The organism is Microbacterium neimengense (assembly GCF_054782995.1).
Genome location: NZ_BAAGRK010000003.1, coordinates 1383962 through 1406424, shown reverse-complemented (window position 1 = coordinate 1406424; position 22463 = coordinate 1383962). Strand labels below are relative to the sequence as shown.

Genomic DNA, 22463 nt, shown 5'->3' with positions numbered 1-22463 from the left:
GCGCTCATTCCTCCTCGTCGAGGTCGTGGCGAAGGCTGCGCACGATGTCGTTGAATCCGGGCGTCGTCTGCAGCTCGATGTCGCGCGGCTTGGCGTCCGGAACGGTCAGGATCTGTCGGATGCGGCCCGGCCGCGGCGTCATGTGCACGACCCGGTCGGCGAGGAAGACGGCCTCCGGGATGTCGTGCGTCACGAAGACGACCGTGGAAGTGGTCTGCAGGACGATGCGCTGCAGCTCCAGGTTCATCCGCTCGCGCGTCAGCGCGTCGAGCGCCCCGAAGGGCTCGTCCATGAGCAGCAGATCGGGTTCGGTGCTCAACGAGCGCGCGATGGCGGCGCGCTGGCGCATCCCGCCCGACAGCTCACGCGGATACGACCGCTCGAACCCCTTGAGCCCCACGAGGTCGGCCAACTCCGCTGCGCGCGCCCGGCGCTCCGCCTTGCCGACTCCGCGCAGCTTGAGCGGCAGCGCAATGTTGTCGAGCACGGAGAACCAGGGGAACAGGTTGCTCTCCTGGAACACGAACCCGAGCCGGGTCACGGCGGACGGCTCGACGCGCCCGTCGCGCCAGAGGTGACGGCCGTCGACCTCGATCGACCCCGCGGTCGGCGCGAGCAGGCCGCCGATCATGCGCAGAAGTGTCGTCTTACCGCATCCCGAGCGCCCGATCAGGGCGACGAACTCGCCGCGCTGGATGTCGAGGTCGACGCCCGACACGGCGTGGGTCACCCCCGCCCGGGTCTGGAAGTCGCGCCCGACGCCCCGGATGCGCAGACGAGGCTGCGTCGCGGTCTCCGTCAGCGGCGGATCGGCCGTGACGACGGTGTCGTTGCTCATGATCGTTCCTTCCCGTGCTCAGCCCGCGGGCACGTAGTCGTTCGTGATCCAGTCGCCCGGGTTCTGGCCGCCCTCGAGCATCCCCGCCTTGACGTAGGTGTCGTACGTCGCCTGCCAGGCATCCAGGTTGTTCTCCAGCAGCGGCACGCCGCCGTCGGCATCGACCCAGGTCTGCGTCGTGTAGATCTCGAGTGCGGCCGCCGCGATCTTGTCGTCGGCGAGCGCCGGGAAGTTCCAGTCGCCGCTGTCGCGCAGTGTCTTGAGCACATTGGCGAAGTCGTTCGGCGCGTCGTCGATCATGTCCTGCACGGCCTCTCGGATGGCGGCCATGAACGCCTCGATCTGCGCGACCTTCTTCTCGTCCTTGAGGTTGGATTCGGTCGTGATCCAGGTCTGGATGTCGGGGGCGTCGCCGAGTCCGGCATCGTCGACCACGGCATCCGGGTTCTGCTGGCCGATGGCGAGCGAGGTGTCGAGGCTGACGATGTAGCCGTCGAGCTGTCCCTGGCGCACGACCTCGAGGGTCGCCGCCGTGACGGGCACGGCCTGGCGGGTGACAGTGTCCTCCGCGATGCCCGCGTCGTCCAGCGTGAGGTTCAACAGCTTCTCGCTGGTGCCGCCGATCGAGCCCATTCCGATGACCTTGCCCTCCATGTCGGCGGGGGTCGTGATGGGGTTGTCCTCGACCGAGATCATGCGCAGGTTCGACTTGTAGGCCATCGTGCCCACGGCGCGGATCGGCTGCCCGTCGGCCATCGGCGGGAACACGTCGACCGTGCTCGCACGGGTCAGGGTGGTCGCGCCGCCGAGCAGCGACTGGATGGCGGCCGACGTGCCCTGCACCGGCTGGAGCGTCACATCGAGCCCGTGCTTCTCGAAGTACCCGCCCGAGTACGCGAACATCTCCGGGCCGAAGCTGAACGACTCCAGAGGCAGGAACGTGACCACCGTCATGGAGCCGAGATCACCGCCCGCGCCGGGCGTGGAGCCCGACTCCTCCGCGGCGCCTGCGCCGCATCCCGTGAGCGCGAGCGCGCCCACCGCGAGCGACGCTGCGACCAGCGACAGACGGCGGGCCTTCGGACGACGAACTGCTGTGATCATGTCTGACTCCTGTGTCGGGATGATCCGCTCACGCCATTGCGAGCGACACGACGAGTCTGCGAACCAGTACGCCGGGGTCCAACCACCTTTTCACTCACCGGAATGCACCGCCACCCCGTCGGTCCGGATCACGACGATCCGGCCGGTGTCGCCGTCGACGTCCACGACGTCGCCGGTACGGATCGTGTCCAGAGGCGCGGGGGCGGCCTGCACGACCGTGGGAACCCGCGTCACGATGGCACCGAGCACGGCCTTGGTCGTGATCACATCGAACACGAGCGCGGCGGGAGCGGTGCCCATGAGTCGCGTGCTCTGAAAGAACCCCGACCACCCTGAGGAGCCTTTGGCGCCGGGGAAGACGAGCACACGACCCGTGAAGCACTGCCCGAACAGCTCGTGCCGCGGCTCGATCACCGTGCCGGTCGCGACGTCGATGCCCCCGAAGCCCGAGATCGGCTCCCGCGTCACGAGCGCCGGCGCGCGCACGCGTCCGGGGACGATCCCCCGGCCCACCAGCTCGATCACGTCAGCTCCCCCCGCCAGCGGCCCGTCACGGCGGCATCCACGCACTCGCGCGTCGTGCCGAACCACGCCTCGATGCCGAGGATCGCGGGAAGGTAGTGGGCCTGCTTGGCCGAGTCCGTCGCCATGACGCGGGTGCCGGGCGGGGCGGCGCGCGACATCGCGGGGCACGACTCGGTCAGCACCCGCCCGCCGGCGCGGGTGATCGTACGCGTCCAGCCCCGACGCAGGGCGTCGGTGGCGAGCGCACGCGGCAGCATGATCCACAGCTGCACGTCGTCGGCCAGGCGACGCCCCTCGAGGAGCCCCGCGATCTCCTGCATCTGGGCGAGCGAGGCGTGCGGGCAGCCGAGCAGCACGAAATCGACCTCCGTGCTCTCGCCCTGCGCGTTGAGCGTCTCGTATGTCGCCCGCCGCTCCCGCTGGCCGTAGGTCACCGCGTCGGGTAACCGGGCGCCTCCGAACGCGGCCTCCAGGGTCGGCGCCTCCGGCGTGACACCGGGCAGGTGGTACAGCTCCACACCGCCCGAGGTCGCGGTGGCCGCACCGAAGTGCTTGAGGTCCGCATCCGATGCCGGCGCGAGCGAGCCGACGACCGCCGGTCTCGCCTCCTGGACGAGCTCGCCCACGAAGTAGCCGAGCAGCCCCCACTCTCGGAATCCCTCGACGGGCGTCTCGGCCCGCACGAGGTGGGTGGCGAGACGGTTCGCGGGCAGATGGTTGCCCCAGTACGGGATGCGGCCGGTCAGCGACGCGGCGCCGGTGGATGCCGCTCCCTCGCAGTTGGTGCGGGCGCCCAGCACGGAGTTCGCGTAGACGACGGCCGAGGACTCCATCCAGGCGCAGTGCTCGCCGAGGGCGGGAAGGTTCCCCACCTGATAAGGGGTGCAGGTGCCCAGTACCCGGACCCCGCGGTCGGTGAAGTACGACTCCGCATCCTCCTGCAGCCGGATGCTGTCGGCCGGGTAGCGGGTGAGTCCCTCCGCGTCGGCGCCGAACCCGTGCTGCAGCTGACACGTGGGCACGCGCATCGAGGGGATGTCGAGCTCGCGATCGCTGTCGAGGTTCATGACCGCGAACGCTTTGGCCCACCCGCCCTCGGCCACGAGCTTCGCCTTGGCGGGCGAGGGCTGGGTCATGGTTCCGGCGACGTTGCGGGTGGCGACCAACCGCTCGGCCTGGAGCGCATCGCCGTAGCGGATCAGCAGGTCCATCGCGACCGCGACGGCGTCGCCCTCGACGCCGTCGCGCATGCGCTTCTCCTCGTCGGTGAGGTGCATGATCGCGGCCCGCTCAGTGCGCGGCGCCCTCGGGCAGCACGACGTGATCCAGCTCGTAGGCGGTGGGCGCGAGCGCCTGTCCCATGATCGCCTCCATGACGCTCAGCGGCACGAGACAGTCCGCGCAGGCCCCCTCGCCCGCCGCGATGCGTACGACGATCCGATCGTCGCCGGAAGGCTCCCAGCTGAGCAGATACCCGTCGGCTCCCATCATCTCCCCGAAGGGGGCGAGAGCCTCGTCGACCGAAGTTACGGCGCTCATCGCTCAGCTCCGATCCGGCTCTGCGAGAAGGGGATCTCGCGCGGCGGGTTCAGGGTGAAGATCTCCACGACAGCCGAGACGCCCGCGTTGTCGGCGCCGGCGACCATGATCTGCACCGAGCTCGGGTTGTGCAGCGATGCGACCGTGTCAGGGTCCTCGCTCGTGCTCGCCGTGTCCGGCATCGAGTCGGGGTGGGTGCTCGGCAACCGCCAGCGCGTCTTGTGCGAGAGGGCGTCCTTGCCGACGGCCGCGAGCTCGGCACGGGCGCGACGGGCGTTCTCGAACACGAATGACCGCAGATCGTCCTTGCTCCAGCCGGCTCGGGCGAACACCTGCGCGTGCTCGGGGGTGAGCACCAGCAGGGCGCTGGTGTACTCGTGGATGAGCGCACCGGTGCGGGCGATCGTGTCGATCAGGTCCCGCGCCAGCTGCTCGGGCTCCTGCGTGTGCCGCGCCTCGATGTGCACGACCGAGCGGATGACGAACGCCGTGACGACATCGTCATCGGGCGCGAAGCCGTGCTCGACGTGCAGCGGTTCCCACGGACTCTGCTCCTCGTTCTCGGCGATGCACGCCGAGTACTTCGCGGGGGTGCCCTGCGTCGCCTGGTCGAGCTTGTGCGGATGCAGGCCGAACACGTTGATGCATCCGAGCCGGATCGCGCGTCCGATCGTGGCGTTGGCTCGGAAGCCCGATCCGAACACGTTGCCACTCCCGTTCAGGCCGATCCGCTCGCGAACCGGGCCGTTGACCACGAGCATGGGCGCCGTGCCGGTCGTCGACTGCCAGATCCCGCGAGCCGGATGCGGCTCCTTCGCGATGGCCTCCCATGCCGCGATCACGGTCGGGAAGTAGTCCGCCCGACATCCCGCCATCGCCGCGTTGATCGCAGCGAGACGCACCGTCATCGAGCGGTTGAGGTGCGAGATCGTGAACAGCACCTCGTCGGCGCCGCGGTCCGTGGCGGCGAGGAACTCCCCGAGAAGGGTCTCGGTGGCCGGCACCACGGGCAGGCCGTCGGTCCAGTCGTTCTCGTAGTAGTACTCGACCAGCTCGCGCACGCGGTCGGCGTCGACCGTGGGCGTCTCGTCCGTCAGAAGCATCATCGTCATCCCTCCTCCACGCCGAGGATCCGCAGGACCTCGGGCATCACCGCGGCCGCACGCTCGCGCACCTCGGTCTCCGTCAGACTCGCCATCGGATGCGCGACGGCGGTGAACTCGAACCCCGGGAATCCCTGCACCGAGGCCATCGCGCGACCCGACATGAAGAACGAGTCCGAGGTGATCGACACCGTCGGCACCCCCGCGCGCTCGAACATGATCCCGTCGGCGACGGTCGCCGCCGAGCAGCTGCCACAGTCGCCGACGGCGGTGATCACGATGTCGTTCTCCGCCGCGATGCGCTCCAGCAGCGGTTCGGACAGGGGGGTCCCGAAGTAGTCCTTGGTGTACAGCGTCGCCTCGCCCGCGGCATGATCGCGCTGGAGGATCGCGGCGATCTCCTCCAGCAGCATCGTGGCGTTCGGCTTCGTGTTGTCCAGCAGCCCCACCCGGAGCCCTCGCAGGCTCACCGGACGAGCGGCGAGTGTGCCGTCGTCGGCGCCCGCCCCCATCCCGGTCGGATCCAGCAGCGCTTCCTGCGGTGCCATCTCGCTCTCCCTTCGTCGCGCCAGTTACGCGGCGGTCAGGATGACACGCAGGCTCACCCCGACCGGAGGCCCGTTTTCACTCCACGGAAGAGTGCGTGCTCGTCCGGAGGGCAGCGGACAGGATGCTGGGAGACCACAGGAACGAGGACGATCCGTGTTGACTCCCATCCCCGCGACGATGCGGGCAGCGGTGCTGGAGGACGACCGCCCGGCGATGCGGATGATGACGATCGCCGTCCCGGAGCCCGGCCCCGACGAGGCGCTGCTCGAGGTGACCGCGTGCGGCGTCTGCCACACCGACCTGCACGTGATCAAGGGCGAGGTCGTCTTCCCGCGCCCCGCGGTGATGGGCCACGAGGTGAGCGGACGCATCGTCGGGATCGGAGGCGGCAGTGACACGTCGTTCGAGATCGGCGACACGGTGGTGGCCGGGTTCATCATGCCCTGCCGTACCTGCCCGGCGTGCCTGCGCGGTCGCGACGACCTGTGCGAGCAGTTCTTCCGACGCAACCGCCTCGAGGGCACGCTGTTCGACGGACGCAGCAGGCTGCGGATGCCGGACGGATCGTTCCTCGCGATGTACTCGATGGGCGGTCTCGCCGAGTACTGCGTGGTGCCGATCTCGGCGCTCGCAGCCCTCTCCCCCGAGCTCGATCCCGAAACCTCCTGCATCCTCGGCTGCGCGGGGCTCACGTCCTACGGCGCCGTCTTCCGTGCCGGCGAGGTGGGCGAGGGGACGACCGTGGCGATCATCGGCGTCGGAGGGATCGGCTCGAGCCTCATCCCCCTGTGCCTCGCGGCGGGCGCACGCGAGGTGATCGCGGTCGACATCGCGGCGGACAAGCTGCGCAGCGCCCGCGAGCTGGGCGCGACCGCGACCGTCGATGCGTCGATCGAGGACCCGATCGCGGCCGTGCGCGCCCTGTCGGGCGGGGCCGACGTCGTCTTCGAGGCGCTGGGCCGCGCCGAGACCCTGGAGCAGGGGCTCGGGATGCTCGCCGACGGTGCGCGCCTCGTCGCGATCGGCATCGCCGCCGCCGGCACCCGGGCGCAGGTCGAGATCACGCCTCTCGTGCGTCGCGGACAGCAGATCGTCGGCTCGTTCGGCGCGCGCACCCGCGAAGACCTCCCCGCCGTCGTGCGCCTCGCCGCCGAGGGCGCCTTCGACACCGACCGACTCGTGACCCGCCGTTTCGACCTGGAGGATGCGGACGCCGCCTACGCGGCGCTCGCACGAGGCGAGATCACCGGTCGGGCCATCATCATCCCCCGACGTATCCGAGAAGAGGAGACCCGATGACGACCGACGCCATTGCGATCGAGGACCTTCCCGCCGCGCGCGGCAGAGAGCTGGGCCCGTCCTCCTGGTACCCGATCACGCAGGACGATATCGACGTCTACGCGGATCTGACCGGCGACGACAACCCGCTGCACGTCGACGAGGCCGCCGCAGCCGCCTCGCCGTTCGGAGGGCGCATCGCGCACGGCATGCTGACCCTCAGCATGGTGGTGCTGCCCCTGCGCGAGATCTACCGCGTGAGCGGGGCCAGCGCCGGCATCGTCTACGGGTTCGACCGCATCCGTTTCCCCGCCCCCACGCCGTCGGGCGGACGCATCCGCCTCTCCGGTCGCATCGCCGAGGTCGAAGACCGCGGCGACGCGTTGCAGGTGACCCTCGCGCTGACGTTCGAGGTCGAGGGCTCCGCCAAGCCCGGAGTCGTCGCCGAACTGATCCTGAGGCACTTCCGGTGAGCGGCATTCGTCTCGACGGACGGGTCGCGGTCGTCACCGGCGCGGGCCGCAGCCTCGGCCGGGCCTACGCGCTCGCCCTCGCGGCCGCGGGCGCTGCGGTCGTCGTGAACGACGTGGATGCGGCATCGGCCGACACCGTGGTCGACGAGATCCGGGCCGCCGGCGGGTCGGCCACGGCAGCCGTCGCGGCTGTGGGTTCGACGGCCGCCGCCGAGCAGCTCGTCCGCGCCGCCGTGGACGCCTTCGGCAGGCTGGACATCCTCGTCGCCAACGCCGGCGTGCTGCGCGATCGGGTGCTGTGGAAGATGAGCGATGAGGAGTTCGACCTCGTCGTCGAGACGCACTTGCGCGGCACCTTCACGTGCGCCCGGGCCGCCGCATCCTTCCTGCGCGAGCAGGGCGAGGGCGGGCGCATCATTCTGATCGGCTCGCCGGCCGGCCAGTTCGGCAGCTTCGGCCAGACCAACTATGCGGCCGTGAAGGCGGGAATCGTGGCGATGGCGCGCACGTGGTCGCTCGAACTCGCCCGCGCCGACATCACCGTCAACACGGTCGTCCCGACGGCGCTCTCACCGATGACGGCCACGATCCCCGCGTACGCGCAGGCGTGGGAGGACCACCTCGCGGGCCTTCCGGTTCCGCCGGAGCTCCGCCGCGAGAAGGCCCTGGGCACCCCCGACGACGTGGCACCGCTGGTGGTGTGGCTCGCCTCGGAGCGCGCAGCGCACGTGACGGGCCAGGCGATCGGGATCGGCGGCGATCGGCTCACCCTCTATGCCCACCCGCAGGTGCTCGACACCGACCATCGGGACGGCGGGTGGAGCGCGGAGGAGATCGATGCCGCCTGGGCCGACCGCTTCGCCGCACAGGCGCAGCCTTCGGGACCTCCGTCGCGGAGGGAGGACGCGTGATCGGCATCCACTACAGCGATCTGTGGGCGAGAATCGCGCAGGCGGACCCCGACCGCACCGCCATCGCCACGCCGACCCGGCGCCTCAGCTACGCGCGGTTCGCCGCCGAGGCGGGTGCGCTCGCCCGGCACCTGCGCGAGAGCGGCGTGGGCCTCGGCGACGCCGCCGCCCTCCTGCTGTACAACCGGGTCGAGTACCTCACCTTCTTCTGGGCATGCTTGGCCGTCGGCGCCTCACCCGTCGCGATCAACTACCGCTACCGGGCGGGCGAGGTGCGAGCGCTCCTCGAGGACTGCGACGCCAAGGTGCTGATCGCGCCGACCTCGCTCGCGACCGTCGCCGCCGAGGCCGTGGCAGGGCTCGACCCCGCCGTGCGGCTGATCGCGGTCGACGACGAGGACGGCGCAGCATCCATCCCCGGCGCTGAGGACTACGCCGCGATCGTCGCGGCGGGCGGCGAGATCCCGGTGCCCGCTCCCCGCGGCGCGGACCTGCGGCTCTACACGGGCGGCACGACGGGCGCTCCCAAGGCCGTCGTCTGGGAGATGGACACCCTGCTGCAGGCGCGCCGCCAGTCGACGTGGGGCGTCATCGGGATCGACCCGCCGGACGACCTCGACGAGGCGACGCGCATCGCGACCGACCCCGCCACCCCGCGGGTCGTGACGCTGCCGCTGCCACCGATGCTGCACGGCACCGCGCAGTCCACGACGATGGGCACCCTCGCCCTCGGCGGCACGATCGTGCTGCTCGAGAACGCCCACCTGGATGTCTCCGACGCCCTCGCCCTCGTGCACCAGCACGGGGTGACGCGCGTCGTGGTCGCCGGGGACGCCGTCGCGCTCCCCTTCGTCGACGCCGTCGAGGCCGACGGGCGGGGTCTCGGCCGGATCGACTCGATCATGAGCTCCGGGATGCGCTTCAGCGACGAGGTCAAGCGTCGGCTGCACGAGCAGGGCGACGTCATGATCGTCGACCTGCTCGCCTCCAGCGAGGGCGGTCCGTTCGCGTTCGGCATCACGCGCACCGCCGAGGACCTGCCCGCCAAGCTCATGCTGACCCCGGGCACCGTGCTGCTGGACGAGGATCTCGCCGAGATCCCGCCGGTCGCCGGCGCCCGCGGCATCCTCGCCTTCCGCGGCGTCCTCCCCCGGGGCTACTACGGCGACCCCGAGAAGACCGCGCGCACCTTCCCGACGATCGGCGAGCACCGCTACGTGATGCCCGGCGACTGGGCCCTGGCGCGCGGCGACGGATCGATCGAGCTCCTCGGCCGGCTCAGCGCCGTCGTCAACACGGGCGGCGAGAAGGTCTTCCCGGCCGAAGTGGAGGAGCAGCTGCTCGCGCACCCCGACATCGACGACGCCGTCGTATTCGGTCTGCCGCATCCGCGATTCGGCGAGGTGGTCTCCGCGATGATCGTGCCCGTCGCCGGCGTCGCCGTCGACCTCGACGCCCTCGCTGCCTACCTCGACGAGCGCCTCGCCGGATACAAGAAGCCCCGCCAGGTCTTCGTGCGCTCGACACTCGCGCGCAGCCAGACCGGCAAGATCGAACTCGCGCGCGTCAAGGCCGACGCCGCCGCCGAACAGGCAGAACGGATGCAGGGAGCACGATGACCATCGATCTGAATGCCGTCACCGCGATCGACGTGCACGTGCACGTGCAGATCGACGACAGCGGGCGCACCGCATCGCCGCCCGCCCTGACCGCCGCCATGGCGGCGTACTTCGGCAGCAGCGAACCGCCGCGCACGGTGGATGCGACCGCGCACTACTACCGCGAACGAAAGATGGCGGCGGTCGTGTTCACGGTGGACGCGACCACCAACCTCGGCCACGCCCCGAACAGCATCGACGACCTCGCCGCGGGCGCCCACCGCAACGCCGACGTGCTGATCCCGTTCGGCAGCGTCGATCCGCTGCAAGGCGATGCGGCGGTCGAGGAGGCACGTCGCCAAGTGGGGGAGCTCGGCGTCCGCGGCTTCAAGTTCCACCCCTCGGTGCAGGGCTTCGACCCGTCCGCCGGGGAGTTCGACCCGCTGTTCTCGACGATCGAGGAGCTCGGCGTTCCGATCATCGTGCACACCGGACAGACCGGCGCCGGCGCCGGCACCCCCGGAGGCTGGGGGTTCCGACTCTCGCTGTCGAACCCGATGCTCCTCGACGACGTCGCGGCCCGGCATCCGGATCTGCAGGTGATCATGGCCCACCCGAGCGTGCCCTGGCAGGACGAGGCGCTCTCGATCGCCACGCACAAGCTCAACACGTGGATCGATCTTTCCGGCTGGTCGCCGAAGTACTTCTCGCCCGCGCTCGTGCGGGCGGCGCGCACGTATCTGAAGCACAAGATGCTCTTCGGCTCCGACATGCCCGCCCTCACCCCTGACCGGTGGCTCAACGACGTGCAGACGCTCGAGTTCCCCGCCGACGTACACGAGATGATCGTCAAGCAGAACGCCGCCCGACTGCTGGGACTGTCGTGACGGGCGCTCCCACCGACGTCTTCGGCTACGCCGCGCGGCTGACGGATGCCGAGGCGGCCAAGCTCAGCGAGCTGAGGGAGCTGCTGGAGCGCAGCGCCCGCCCGCATCTGGCCACCTGGTGGGAGGACGCGCACTGCCCCGCCCACCTCCGACAGGAGATCGCGGCGCTGCACCTCGAGGACGACCCGTCGATCATCGACGCGGACGGCGAACCGCGGCCGCTGTACGTGGGCTTCCGCCACCTCGAGCTCGCCCGCTTCGACATGTCGATCGGCACCCTCTACGGCGGGCAGGTCGGCATGTTCCGCACGCTCGTGCGCCGGGGCGGTTCCCCCGAGCAGGTCGAGCGGTGGGATCGGAGCATCCGCTCGTTCGATCTCACCGGATGCTTCGCGCTCACCGAGCCGGACCACGGCTCCGACGTCGCCGGCGGCCTCGAGACGACCGCGACCCGCCAGGGCGACACGTGGCGCATCGACGGGCACAAACGGTGGATCGGCAATGCGGCGCTGTCCGAGGTGATCGTCGTCGTCGCCCGCGACACCGCCGACGACCGGGTGAAGGCGTTCCTCGTGCCGCGGGAAGCCGAGGGCGTGACGGTGCGCGATGTGACGGGCAAGATCGCGCTGCGGATGGTGCGCAACGGCGACATCGAACTACGCGACGTGCGTGTGCCAGAGAGCGACCGGCTGCAGCGCATCGACTCGTTCGCCGACCTCGCCGCGATCCTCGCCGATCTGCGGTTCGTCGTGGCGTGGAACGCGGCAGGGCTCCAGATCGGCGCGTACGAGGCGGCGCTCGCCTACGCGTCGCGCAGACGGCAGTTCGGACGGCCGATCGCCGGGTTCCAGCTCGTGCAGGAGAAGCTGTCGCGGATGCTGGGCAACGCCACCGCGACGCTCGCGTTGGCCGTGGCGATCACCGACGCCCGCCAGAACGGCGGCGCGGACGAGATGCAGGCCGCGCTCGTGAAGGGCTGGGCCGCCGACCGCGCTCGCGAGACGGTCGCCCTCGCCCGGGAGATCTGCGGCGCCGAGGGCATCCGCGTCGACAACGACGTCGCCCGCTTCTTCGCCGACGCGGAGGCGCTCTACACGTTCGAGGGCACGCGGGAGATGAACGCGCTGATCGTGGGACGCGCCGTCACGGGACTGAGCGCCTTCACACGCTGAGGATCAGGACTCGGGGCGGGCATACCCCGCCGCGGCGAGCTGCCGCGAGATGGAGGTCGCCGTCAGCCGCACCAGATGGATCATGTTCTTGCCGTCCACATCCTGCTCGGTCAAAGCGAGGGAGCACGCGGCGACGACGGAGCCGTCCGCGGCGTAGACGGGAGCGGCCACGCTGATGTGCACGTTGTCCACCTGCCGGTCGCTGACGGCGTAGCCGCTGCGGCGGATGTCGGCGAGTAGACGCTCGAGCAGCACCGGGTCGGTGTAGGTCCGCGAGGTGAAGGCGGTGAGCGGGCGTGCGAGGACCTCCGCCCGCACCTCCTCGGGCGCGTGGGCGAGGAGCACGAGGCCGATCGCCGTCGCGTGCAGCGGATACCTGTTCCCGACGCGGGGCCTCGCCGCGGGCCGACGCGGACTCTGCAGCAGCTCAATCGAGACGAGCTCCAACCCCTCGCGGATCGCGAGGTGCGCGGCGTATCCCGTCGTCTCGTACAGGTCGAGCAGGTAGGGCCGGGCGAGGCGCTGCAGCCCCACCGATCGCGGCGCGAGCGATGCGGTCTCCCACAGACGCAGGCCGATGTTGTAGCGCCCGTCGGCGTCTCGCTCCAGCGCACCCCACTCCGTGAGGCGCTTCACGATGCGGTGACAGGTCGCGATCGGCAGCCCGGTGCGGCGGGAGATGTCCGAGAGGGACTGACGCACGCGGCCGCCCTGGAACGTGCCGAGGATGGCGAAAGCCCGGTCGATCAGAGAGCGCGCACCGTCATCGGACGTCCCCTCCAGCGCCATCGCCATGCCCCCATCATCGCGGATGCTTCCCGCCCTGGCTATGTCCCGTTTCCGCTGGGCGGAACTCGCCGCGCCCCGCCGCATCCGTGCCGCGCCCCGCGCCGGTGGCGGTGGCGGTGGCGGTGCCGGTGGCGGTGGCGGTGCCGGTGGTGCACCCGCATCCGTGTCTCACTTATGCACGCGCAGCGCACCCCAAACGTGCACAACCGAGACACGCAGGGGGATGCGGCACACCGGCCGCGCGGGCGGGCCACCGGCCACATGGGCGGCACACCGGCCGCGCGGGCGGGCCACCGGCCACATGGGCGGCACACCGGGCGGGCGGGCGGGCCACCCGAGGGGTCAGGCGGGCCACCCGCGGGATCGGGCGGCGACGACGCGCGTCAGGCGGTCAAGACGAGCTTCAGCTGCTCGATCGCCCAGTCGAGTTCCGTCGCGCGCACGACGAGCGGCGGCGCGATGCGGATGGTCTGACCGTGGGTATCCTTCACGAGCACGCCGCGCCCGAGCAGTCGCTCGGCGACCTCCCGCGCGGTCCCCTGCGCGGGGTCGATGTCGACGCCGGCCCAGAGTCCCGCCACACGCACCGCGGTCACGCCGTGGCCGACGAGATCGTTCAGCCGTGTCTCGAGGTGCTCACCGAGGGCCTTCGCGCGCTGCTGGAACTCGCCCGTGGCGAGCATCTCGACCACACGATGCCCCACGGCCGCGGCCAGCGGGTTGCCGCCGAACGTCGAGCCGTGCTCGCCCGGACGGATGACGCCCAGCACCGCCGCGTCGGCCGCGACGGCGGACACGGGAAGGATGCCGCCGCCGAGCGCCTTGCCGAGCACGTACATGTCGGGCACGACACCCTCACGCTCGCACGCGAACGTGTACCCGGTGCGGCCGAGGCCCGACTGGATCTCGTCGGCGATGAACAGCACGTTGCGCCGGGTGCAGATCTCGCGCACCGCGGCGAGGTAGCCGGCGGGAGGCACGATGACGCCCGCCTCACCCTGGATCGGCTCGATCAGCACGGCCGCGGTGTTGTCGGTGATGGCCGCCTCGAGCGCGTCCGCGTCGCCGAACGGCGCCGCCACGAACCCGGGCGTGAACGGACCGAAATCGCCGCGCGCCTCCGGGTCGTCGCTGAAGCCGACGATGGTCGTCGTCCGCCCGTGGAAGTTGCCGCCTGCCACGACGATCTCGGCCGCGCCCGCGGGGACGCCCTTCACCCGGTACGCCCACGCACGGGCGACCTTGATCGCGGTCTCGACCGCCTCGGCACCCGTGTTCATGGGCAGGACGAGGTCCTTGCCGCAGAGCTCGGCGAGCGCCGAGGCGAACACGCCCAACTGATCGTTGTGGTACGCCCGGCTGGTGAGCGTGAGGCGCGTGAGCTGCTCCTGCGCGACCGCCACGATCGCGGGATGCAGGTGTCCGAAGTTGAGGGCGGAATACGCCGAGAGCAGGTCGAGGTAGCGCTTGCCCTCGACGTCGGTGACCCACGACCCCTCGGCGCGAGAGATGACGACCGGCAGCGGGTGGTAGTTGTGGGCGAGGTGCGCGTCCTCGGCCGTGATGATGTCGCTCGTGGTGGTGTCGAGCACGGACATGTCGGTCTCCTTCATCGACGTCATCGACGCAGCTCGAGCGTGCAGCACTTGATGCCGCCGCCGCCGAGCAGCAGCTCGGACAGATCGATCAGCACGGGGTTGTAGCCGCGCTCGCGCAGCTGCGCCTCGAACCCCTTCGCGCGGGGCGAGATGAACACGTTGTAGCCGTCGCTGGCGGAGTTCAGCCCGAAGACGTCGCCGTCCGCATCCGAGACGCGGATGGCGTCGGGGTAGCGCTCGGCGAGGATCTTCTGGCTCTCCTCGTCGAACGCACCGGGGAGGTAGGCGATGTTCGCCTTCTCGACGCCGCCCGGACCTTCGACCGGATCGAGCACGGCGATCGCGGTGTCGAGGTGGTAGAACCGCGGATCCACGAGCGTGAGCGAGACGACCTCACGGCCGAACACCTCTCCGACCTCGCGGTGGCTGTCACCGGTCGAGCGGAAGCCGGTGCCGGCGAGGATCGTGTTACCGACCAGCAGGAAGTCACCCTCGCCCTCGTTGACCTCCTCGGGCCGGGCGACGCGGAACCCGTTGGCGGCGAACCAGTCCATGAACGGCTCCGCCTCCTCGGCGCGCTCCGCGAAGCGGAACTTCGGGCCGTAGGCGGTGCCGTCGATGACGAAGCCGCCGTTGGCCGTGTAGACCATGTCGGGAAGCCCGGGCACGCCGTCGATGAGGCGAACCTCGTGGCCGAGAGCGACGTAGGCGTCGTGCAGCGTCTGCCACTGCGCGACGGCCTTGGCCGTGTCGGTCGGGTCGGCAGGCCGCATCCACGGATTGATGGAGTAGCTGACCGTGAAGTGCTCGGGACGGCACATCAGGTAGCTGCGACGCTGGGCGATACGGGATGAGGGCACAGATGCGGTGGACATTCAGCTCCTTCGGCACACGGCGGACGCTGTCCTGGGGCCCGGCGGAGCTGTCAGAGAGCCGGCGACACGGGCACGCCGGATGACATTCTCGCACGACGAGACGCCTCGCGACCGGAAGCGTGCAGCCGGATGCGGTCGTGCCAGTCTGGAGAACACACCACCTGTCGAAGGAGACCCATGAAGCAGCGCACCCTCGGCCCGTTCTCCGTCTCGGCCATCGGCCTCGGAGCCATGCCTCTCTCGATGAACAACGACAACGAACTTCCCGACCGGCAGAGCGCGATCGCGACCGTGCACGCGGCCCTCGACGCCGGCGTGACGCTCATCGACACGGCCGACATCTACGCCCCCAGCTGGGACGCGATGGGGCACAACGAGGAGCTCGTCGCCGAGGCCCTCGCCTCCTGGGGCGGCGACAGATCGTCGATCGTGGTGACGACGAAGGGCGGCATCACCCGCACCGAGGAGAAGGACTTCGGCCGCGACGGCTCGCTCCCCTATCTGCGCGGCGCCGTCGAGTCGTCGCTGCGCCGCCTCGGCACCGACGTCATCGACCTGTACCAGTATCACCGCCCCGACCGCTGGATCGTCTACGGCGAGATCATGCAGAACCTCAAGACCCTGCACGAAGAGGGCAAGGTGCGGGCCCTCGGCATCTCGAACGCGAGCATCGAGGAGATCCAGATCGCCCAGGAGGTGCTCGGCGATGCGCTCGTCAGCGTGCAGAACGAGTTCTCGCCGCGCCACCCCGGCAGCTACAAGGAGCTGACCCACTGCGCGGATGCGGGACTCGCGTTCCTCCCCTGGAGCCCGCTCGGCGGCACCGGCGGCGGCGGACGCTCGGTCGGCGAGCGCTTCCGCGTGTTCTCCGAGGTCGGCGAGGCACACGGCGTCAGCCCGCAGCAGGTGGTGCTCGCGTGGGAGCTCGCGCTCGCCGACACCGTGATCCCGATTCCGGGTGCGCGGCGCGCCGCATCCATCACCGACAGCGCCAAGGCGGCCGACCTGGAGCTGTCCGCGGACGAGATCGAGCGGCTGTCGTTCTCTGTGGGCATCGACGCCTGATCACCCGGCGGCGGGAGGACGAACGCGCGGCGAGCGGAGGAGGTGCCCGCGCGCGTTCGCTCCCCCGCCGCCACTCCTCCGCCTCCCCAGGCGGAAGCGTCAGCCGAGGGCGATCGCACTCCACGAGACCGGCGGCAGCGAGAGCGTAAGCACGCCGTCCGCGAGCGCGACCGAGTCGTTCACCCGGGGCGCGACGCGCTCGGGGGCCTCGAGCGTGTTCTTCGCGTACACATCGTCATCCGACAGGGTGTGCGCCTCGAGCACACCCACTTCTCCGAGCGCGGTGACGTCCACCGAGACCTCGATCGACTCGGTCGTCGACCGGTTGACGAAGAACACGGCGCTGCATCCGCTCTCGGCATCGTGGGTGGCGACGGCGTCGACGAGGGGAACCTCGCCGTACGCCTCGGTCAGGTACGTCGGGGCGTCCAGGGTGAGTCGCAGCGCCTCGCCCCGCGCGAGCCGGGACGTGATCGAGAAGGGATAGAACGTGCTCTGACGCCAGGCGATACCGCCCGGCTCGGTCATGATCGGGGCGATGACGTTCACCAGCTGCGCGAGCGAGGCGCTCGCGACACGGTCGGCGTGCTTGAGGAGCGAGATCATCAGGTTGCCGAACACGACCGCATCCGCCACCGAGTAGATGTCCTCGAGCAGACGGGGGGCGATCGGCCAGTTGTCGATGCCGGTGATCTTGTCGACGCCGTGGAAACGGTCGATGTACCAGACGTTCCATTCGTCGAACGAGATGTCGATGCGCTTGCTCGATCCCCGCACCGCTCCGACGTGGTCGGCCGTGGCGACGACCGTCTCGATGAAGCCGTCCATGTCGACCGCGGATGCGAGGAAGCTGCCGAGATCTCCGCCGCGTTCCTCGTAGTACGCGTGGCACGAGATGAGATCGACGTCGTCGTAAGTGTGAGTGAGCACGACGCGCTCCCACTCGCCGAAGGTCGGCATGTGCGCGCTGGAGGAACCGCACACCACGAGCTGAATGTCGGGGTCGAGCTGGCGCATCCCTTTCGCGGTCTGCGAGGCGATCTTGCCGTAGTCATCGGCCGAGCGGTGGCCGAGCTGCCAGGGTCCGTCCATCTCGTTGCCCAGGCACCACATCCGGACGTCGAAGGGCTCCGCGCGCCCGTTGGCGATGCGACGCTCGCTGAGGGCGGTGCCGGAGCGGATGTTGGAGTACTCGAGCAGGTCGAGCGCCTCGAGCGTGCCGCGGGTGCCGAGGTTGACCGCCATCATCAGGTCGCTGCCGACCTTCTCCAACCACGAGGAGAACTCGTGCAGCCCCACCTCGTTGGTCTCCGTGGAGTGCCAGGCCAGGTCGAGTCGGCGAGGGCGCAGTTCGCGGGGACCGACCGAGTCCTCCCAGCGGAAGCCCGAGACGAAATTGCCTCCGGGGTAACGGATGGTGTCGACGCCGAGCTCCTTCACCAGTTCGATGACGTCCTGGCGGAACCCGTCCGCATCGGCGGTGGGGTGACCGGGTTCGTAGATGCCGTCGTAGACGTGCCGGCCGAGGTGCTCGACGAACCCGCCGAAGATCTTGCGGCGGATCGGCCCGATCGCGAACGCGGGGTCGAGGGTGAGGCGTGCAGCGGGCATGGATGTGCTTTCTGTCGAGGAGGTCGGGGTCGATTCGCGGCCGGATGCGGTCACTTGACGCTGCCGAGGGTCAAGCCGCCCTGCCAGTAGCGCTGCAGCAGCAGGAACGACAGCAGCAGTGGCAGCACCGAGATGAAGGCGCCGGAAGTGATGAGGTTCCACACCTGCTCGCCGCCCGCCCCGGCGTTCGAGAGGGCGAGCCAGCGGTTGAGGCCCACCGTCACCGGCAGAGTGTCGGGGTTGGTGAGCATCGCCAGCGGCAGGAAGAAGTTGTTCCACGTGCCCACGATCGACAGCAGGAGCACCGTGACGATCGCGGGGCGCAGCAGCGGCAGCACGATCCGGGTGAAGGTGCGCCACTCCCCCGCACCGTCGATGCGCGCCGCCTCCAGCAGTTCGTCCGGCACAGTGTCCTGCGTGTACACGCGCATGAGGTAGACGCCGAAGGGATTCAGCAGCGAGGGCAGGATGACGGCCCAGCCGGTGTTCACGAGCCCGTACTGGCTGAGCAGCATGAACTGCGGGATGACCAGGGCCGTGAGCGGCACCATGACCGAGCCGAGGATCATGCCGAAGACGAACCCGCGCCCGCGGAAGCGGTACTTGGCGAATCCGTAGCCTGCGAGCACCGCGACCACCGTCGCTCCGAGACCCGACACGAACGCGTAGAGGAACGAGTTGCCGAGCCACCTCCAGTAGATACCGCCCTGGTGCTCGAACAGGCCCGCCAGGTTCGTGAAGAACTGGGCGGGATCGTCGAACCAGAAAGCCGGGCTGGAGAAGAGGCCGCCGGTGCTCTTGGTCGAGGCTACGAACAGCCACCAGATCGGGATGACGAAGTACAGGGCGAGGATCAGCAGCAGGACGTGCGAGCCGATGCGCCGTCCACCCTGCATCCGGATGCGGTGGCGCCGGGCATCGCGGCGCGCGGCGCGGTCGAGTCGTGGGGTGCCTGCGGTCACGACGGCGCGGGTGTGGTCTGTCACGGCAGTGGGGATGGCCATCACTTCAGTCCGCTCTGCTTGCGCGTCAGGAACAGGAACCCGAACGATCCGATGAAGACGACGATCGCGAGGGAGAACGCGATGGTCGAGGCGTAGTTGAACTGGCTGTAGCTGAAGGCCAGCGCATAGGCGTACATGTTGGGGGTGTACTCCGCGGGGAGCGCCCCGGACGCGATCGATCTCAGCACCGTCGGTTCCGTGAAGAACTGCAGGGTGCCGATCAGCGCGAACGTGATGACCATGACCATCGAGGACGAGATCATCGGCACCTTGATGCGCGTCGCGATCTGCCAGCCGCTCGCGCCGTCGATGCGTGCCGCCTCGTAGATGGCGGGGTCGATCGAGCGCAGGGCGGCGTAGATGACGATCATGTAGTAGCCGGACCATTGCCATGTCACGACGTTCACGAGACTGCCGAAGATCGTGTCGCTCGCAAGGAAGTTCGGCGCATCCAGTCCGAACAATCCGAAGATGGTCCCTGCCGGGCCGAAGCGGGGGCTGTAGAGGAAGCTCCACATCAGCGCGCCGATGACCACGGGGATCGCGTACGGGGCGAAGATCAGCAGTCGCGAGAGCTTGGAGAGCCAGGTCGCGAGGTTGTCGAGAACGAGGGCCGCCACCAGAGCGACCAGCAGCTGCGCCGGGATCATGACGATCGCATACAGTGCCACTCGCCCGAGCCCGCCCAGGAACAGCGGATCGGTGAAAGCCTTCAGGTAGTTGTCGATGCCGACGAACTTCGTGCCGGTGGCCAGCGTGGAGCTGAACAGGCTCATCCCGAACGCGTAGATCAGCGGGAACACGAGGAAGGCGGCGAAGACGACGAGGAACGGGGCGATGAAGAGCCAGCCGACGCGTTGGCGGCGGATGTGGCCGCTGGCGCGTCGCGGCGCGGCGATGGCGTGCGTGGACATGAGAGCTCCCTGCGGGCGTGGACGAACGGGCGGATGCGGTGGGCCGACACACGGCCGGCCCACCGGCCGATCAGCCGAGCGTGAAGCCCTGATCCTTCGCGTACTGCTCGAGCGTCGTCTGGAGATCGTCCAGTGCGGGCGCGGCATCCTTGGACTTATCCACGACGACCGCGGTCACCTGCTGCTGCAGCTGGTCGTAGGCGTAGTTCTGGAACGGGCTGAAGGTGAAGCCGCTGTAGCCTGCCGCCGCGGGGAGGAAGACCTCCTTGTTGATCTGCTGCCCGCCGAAGAAGGGGTACTCGAGGTCGCGGAAGTAGTCCGACTCCAGGATGGGCTTCCACAGCGGGAACAGCGCCGCCTTCTCGATACCGATCTTCCAGGCCTCCTCGGTGCCGAAGATCTCCTTGGCCACGGTGGCTGCCGCCTCCTTGTCCTTGGCCTGACTGGTCACCGCGAAGGTCGAACCGCCCCAGTTGACCTGCACCGGCTGGGCCGCATCCCACTGCGGGATGGGAGCTGCGCGCCACTGTGCGCTCTCGTCGGTCCCCTCGAGACCCTGGAGGTAGCCGGGACCCCAGGCGGCGGCGACGTAGATCGCGTACGACCCGTCCACCAGCTTCGTGTTGTAGTCCGCGGTGAATGCCTCATCGACCGCGACCAGCCCCTTGGTGGCGAGGTCCTGCCAGTACGAGAGCACCTTCTTGGAGCCGGCGTCGTTGACGTCGATCGAGATGTCCTGCGGCGACGCACTGTCGTACTGGAAAGGCGCGGAACCGGCCTGCGCGAACAGCGCCTGCGTGAAGGCGCGACCGTTGGGCGGGAAGTTGGCCAGGACGCCGGGGGCTCCGGCATCCTTCAGCTTCTGCGCGGCGTCCGCGAACTCCGCCCACGTCGTCGGCGCTGCGATGCCGTACTTGTCGAGGATGTCCTTGCGATAGAGCATGCCCATCGGGCCGCCGTCGACCGGGATCGCGTAGACGGCGTCACCGCTGGAGACGTCCTTCCAGGCACCATCCGTGTAGTTCGCCTTGACGTCTGCTGCGCCGTACTGCGAGAGGTCGACGAGCGCGTCGCGGATGGAGAAGCTCGAGAGCACCTCCGCCTCCAGCATGATGACGTCGGGAGCGCCCGAACCGGACTCGATCGAGGTCGAGAACTTCGTGTACTCGTCGTTGCCCTGACCGGCATTGGTCCAGCAGATCTGGACGTCGTCGTGGTTCTCGTTGAACAGATCGACGACGTCCTCGAAGGACGGGTACCAGGCCCACACCGAGACCTGCGTGGCGTCGGGCTTGAGGATCTTGTTCGTGCACGATGCCTCGGCGGAGCCGGATGCCGCGCATCCGGTGAGCGCCGCGGCGGCCACGGCGACGACGCCGAAGCCGGCGATGAGTCTGTTCTTCATGGGGCTGTGTGCTTCCTCTCGCGGTGCGGACAACTGTGTCTCGCGTCAGTGGATGCGGTCAGCCCGGCATCTTCCCGTGCCACGCTGCACCCGCTTTACAACGTTGTAAGTAAACGTTGTAAATGCATGATGCCGCGCGGGGACGGACTGTGTCAAGAGGTCAGTCGCGCGGCGCGTCGCCGGGCGCCGACTCCCGGCGCACGAGGCGGAAGTCGGCCAGCAGCCGCCGCGCGGGGCCCTGCTCACCGGGGCTCGCAATGCGCGCGAGAAGCGTCTCGACGGCCGTGCGCGCGATCCAGTCCTGCCCCGGATCGATCGTCGCAAGCGAAGGGATCGAGTACTGCGCCTCGTCGAGATTGTCGAAGCCCACGACCCACACGTCGTCGGGAACGCGCAGTCCGAACTCCTGCAGGGCGCGCATCGCGCCCAGCGCCAGAGTGTCGTTCAATCCGAAGACCGCATCGAACGTGACCCCCCGATCGAGCATCTCGCGCATGGTGTCGGCGCCGTTGGCGCGGTGCCACATCGTGGTGTAGCCGACCAGCGTGTCGTCGTAGGCGATGCCCGCCGCATCCAGGGCCTCGCGGTACCCCGCCAGCCGGAGACCCGCCGAACCGATGACCTCGCCCGCGTGGGCGCCGACGACGGCGATCCTGCGCCGCCCCTGGGCCAACAGGTACTCGGTCGCCGCGCGCGCGGCCGCCACGTTCTGCATGGTGACGTGATCGCTCGGGCCGTCGAAGATGCGCTCACCCAGCAGCACGAGCGGATAGAGCACGTCGAGGTACGCCACATCCTCCTGCCCCATACCCAAGGGGCTGAAGATGAGCCCGTCGGTGAGGCCGCGCCGAGGCGAGCGCAAGAGCTCGATCTCACGCTCCCGGTCGCCGCCGGTCTGCTCGACCAGCACGCCGACCCCGCGACTCTCCGCCTGCTGGATGATGGTCGCGGCGAGCTCGGCGAAGTAGCTCAGCCCCAGATCCGGGACCGCGAGCGCAAAGGCGCCGGTTCGCCCGCTGCGCAGGTTCCGGGCAGTGAGATTAGGGGTGTAATCGAGCTCCGCGATCGCCTGCTCGACGCGCTCACGCGTAGCGGGACGCACGTTCGGGTGATGGTTGATCACGTTCGAGACGGTCTTGATCGAGACCCCGGCGAGACGGGCGACGTCGTGCAGTGTCGGTGTCATCGCTCCCCCATCCGCTCACTGTACAACGTTGTACTGGTG

General features: G+C 69.6%; 22 protein-coding genes. 7 read left to right on the top strand and 15 right to left on the bottom strand.

Going from position 1 to position 22463, the window contains the following annotated elements; all coding sequences use genetic code 11:
• Positions 1–4: 4 nt before the first annotated feature.
• From ACYVJS_RS09600 to ACYVJS_RS09570, 7 genes are all read right to left on the bottom strand, one after another.
• Complete coding sequence (locus ACYVJS_RS09600) at positions 5–838, bottom strand: ABC transporter ATP-binding protein (protein WP_460739719.1); 834 nt, start codon at positions 836–838, stop codon at positions 5–7.
• Between the two features lie 18 nt (positions 839–856).
• On the bottom strand, positions 857–1942 hold the full coding sequence (locus ACYVJS_RS09595) for an ABC transporter substrate-binding protein (protein WP_460739718.1): 1086 nt from the start codon (positions 1940–1942) through the stop codon (positions 857–859).
• Between the two features lie 90 nt (positions 1943–2032).
• Positions 2033–2467 carry an aconitase X swivel domain-containing protein gene (locus ACYVJS_RS09590; RefSeq protein WP_460739717.1) on the bottom strand — a complete coding sequence of 145 codons (435 nt, stop codon included), beginning with the start codon at positions 2465–2467 and terminating at the stop codon, positions 2033–2035.
• A complete protein-coding gene (locus tag ACYVJS_RS09585) occupies positions 2464–3744 on the bottom strand; it encodes an aconitase X (protein ID WP_460739716.1) in 1281 nt (426 codons plus the stop codon). The genes ACYVJS_RS09590 and ACYVJS_RS09585 overlap by 4 nt, the downstream gene beginning before the upstream one ends.
• A 13-nt stretch (positions 3745–3757) precedes the next feature.
• Positions 3758–4006 carry a hypothetical protein gene (locus tag ACYVJS_RS09580; protein WP_460739715.1) on the bottom strand — a complete coding sequence of 83 codons (249 nt, stop codon included), beginning with the start codon at positions 4004–4006 and terminating at the stop codon, positions 3758–3760.
• Positions 4003–5118: a hypothetical protein gene (locus tag ACYVJS_RS09575; protein WP_460739714.1), complete on the bottom strand. Its 1116-nt coding sequence runs from the start codon at positions 5116–5118 to the stop codon at positions 4003–4005. Before ACYVJS_RS09575 ends, ACYVJS_RS09580 begins: the two co-directional genes overlap by 4 nt.
• A complete protein-coding gene (locus ACYVJS_RS09570; RefSeq protein WP_460739713.1) occupies positions 5115–5657 on the bottom strand; it encodes a UGSC family (seleno)protein in 543 nt (180 codons plus the stop codon). Before ACYVJS_RS09570 ends, ACYVJS_RS09575 begins: the two co-directional genes overlap by 4 nt.
• Before the next feature lie 154 nt (positions 5658–5811).
• Between ACYVJS_RS09570 and ACYVJS_RS09565 the strand changes: the two genes are divergently transcribed.
• The 6 genes from ACYVJS_RS09565 to ACYVJS_RS09540 are packed head-to-tail and all read left to right on the top strand — an operon-like array spanning position 5812 to position 11977.
• Positions 5812–6957 (top strand): zinc-binding dehydrogenase, encoded by a 1146-nt coding sequence (locus ACYVJS_RS09565; RefSeq protein WP_460739712.1) that lies wholly within the window; start codon positions 5812–5814, stop codon positions 6955–6957.
• Complete coding sequence (locus ACYVJS_RS09560) at positions 6954–7409, top strand: MaoC family dehydratase (RefSeq protein ID WP_460739711.1); 456 nt, start codon at positions 6954–6956, stop codon at positions 7407–7409. Before ACYVJS_RS09565 ends, ACYVJS_RS09560 begins: the two co-directional genes overlap by 4 nt.
• Positions 7406–8320, top strand: coding sequence for an SDR family NAD(P)-dependent oxidoreductase (locus tag ACYVJS_RS09555; RefSeq protein WP_460739710.1), 915 nt, complete (start codon positions 7406–7408; stop codon positions 8318–8320). Before ACYVJS_RS09560 ends, ACYVJS_RS09555 begins: the two co-directional genes overlap by 4 nt.
• Positions 8317–9939, top strand: coding sequence for an AMP-binding protein (locus ACYVJS_RS09550; RefSeq protein WP_460739709.1), 1623 nt, complete (start codon positions 8317–8319; stop codon positions 9937–9939). The genes ACYVJS_RS09555 and ACYVJS_RS09550 overlap by 4 nt, the downstream gene beginning before the upstream one ends.
• Positions 9936–10805, top strand: coding sequence for an amidohydrolase family protein (locus ACYVJS_RS09545; RefSeq protein ID WP_460739708.1), 870 nt, complete (start codon positions 9936–9938; stop codon positions 10803–10805). The genes ACYVJS_RS09550 and ACYVJS_RS09545 overlap by 4 nt, the downstream gene beginning before the upstream one ends.
• Positions 10802–11977, top strand: a complete 1176-nt coding sequence (locus ACYVJS_RS09540; protein WP_460739707.1) for an acyl-CoA dehydrogenase family protein — start codon at positions 10802–10804, stop codon at positions 11975–11977. Before ACYVJS_RS09545 ends, ACYVJS_RS09540 begins: the two co-directional genes overlap by 4 nt.
• A 3-nt stretch (positions 11978–11980) precedes the next feature.
• Here ACYVJS_RS09540 and ACYVJS_RS09535 read toward each other — a convergent pair whose 3' ends face one another.
• The 3 genes from ACYVJS_RS09535 to ddaH form a co-directional block, all read right to left on the bottom strand.
• Positions 11981–12772 (bottom strand): IclR family transcriptional regulator, encoded by a 792-nt coding sequence (locus ACYVJS_RS09535; protein WP_234073753.1) that lies wholly within the window; start codon positions 12770–12772, stop codon positions 11981–11983.
• Between the two features lie 377 nt (positions 12773–13149).
• Positions 13150–14364: an ornithine--oxo-acid transaminase gene (gene rocD, locus ACYVJS_RS09530; RefSeq protein WP_460739706.1), complete on the bottom strand. Its 1215-nt coding sequence runs from the start codon at positions 14362–14364 to the stop codon at positions 13150–13152.
• A gap of 20 nt (positions 14365–14384) precedes the next feature.
• Positions 14385–15239: a dimethylargininase gene (ddaH, locus tag ACYVJS_RS09525; RefSeq protein WP_460739705.1), complete on the bottom strand. Its 855-nt coding sequence runs from the start codon at positions 15237–15239 to the stop codon at positions 14385–14387.
• Positions 15240–15416: 177 nt separating this feature from the next.
• On the opposite strand from ddaH, the gene ACYVJS_RS09520 reads away from it, so the two are divergent.
• On the top strand, positions 15417–16304 hold the full coding sequence (locus tag ACYVJS_RS09520; RefSeq protein ID WP_460739704.1) for an aldo/keto reductase: 888 nt from the start codon (positions 15417–15419) through the stop codon (positions 16302–16304).
• 99 nt (positions 16305–16403) lie between these two features.
• On the opposite strand, the gene arfA is transcribed toward ACYVJS_RS09520, so the two are convergent.
• From arfA to ACYVJS_RS09495, 5 genes are all read right to left on the bottom strand, one after another.
• Positions 16404–17915 carry an arabinosylfuranosidase ArfA gene (gene arfA, locus ACYVJS_RS09515; protein WP_460739703.1) on the bottom strand — a complete coding sequence of 504 codons (1512 nt, stop codon included), beginning with the start codon at positions 17913–17915 and terminating at the stop codon, positions 16404–16406.
• Between the two features lie 50 nt (positions 17916–17965).
• Positions 17966–18919, bottom strand: coding sequence for a carbohydrate ABC transporter permease (locus ACYVJS_RS09510; protein ID WP_460739702.1), 954 nt, complete (start codon positions 18917–18919; stop codon positions 17966–17968).
• Positions 18919–19833 carry a carbohydrate ABC transporter permease gene (locus ACYVJS_RS09505; protein ID WP_460739701.1) on the bottom strand — a complete coding sequence of 305 codons (915 nt, stop codon included), beginning with the start codon at positions 19831–19833 and terminating at the stop codon, positions 18919–18921. The genes ACYVJS_RS09510 and ACYVJS_RS09505 overlap by 1 nt, the downstream gene beginning before the upstream one ends.
• 70 nt (positions 19834–19903) lie before the next feature.
• Positions 19904–21238 (bottom strand): ABC transporter substrate-binding protein, encoded by a 1335-nt coding sequence (locus ACYVJS_RS09500; protein ID WP_460739700.1) that lies wholly within the window; start codon positions 21236–21238, stop codon positions 19904–19906.
• 160 nt (positions 21239–21398) lie between these two features.
• The gene (locus tag ACYVJS_RS09495) at positions 21399–22424 is read right to left on the bottom strand and encodes a LacI family DNA-binding transcriptional regulator (protein ID WP_460739699.1); all 1026 of its coding nucleotides are present in this window, start codon (positions 22422–22424) and stop codon (positions 21399–21401) included.
• Between the last annotated feature and the right edge of the window lie 39 nt (positions 22425–22463).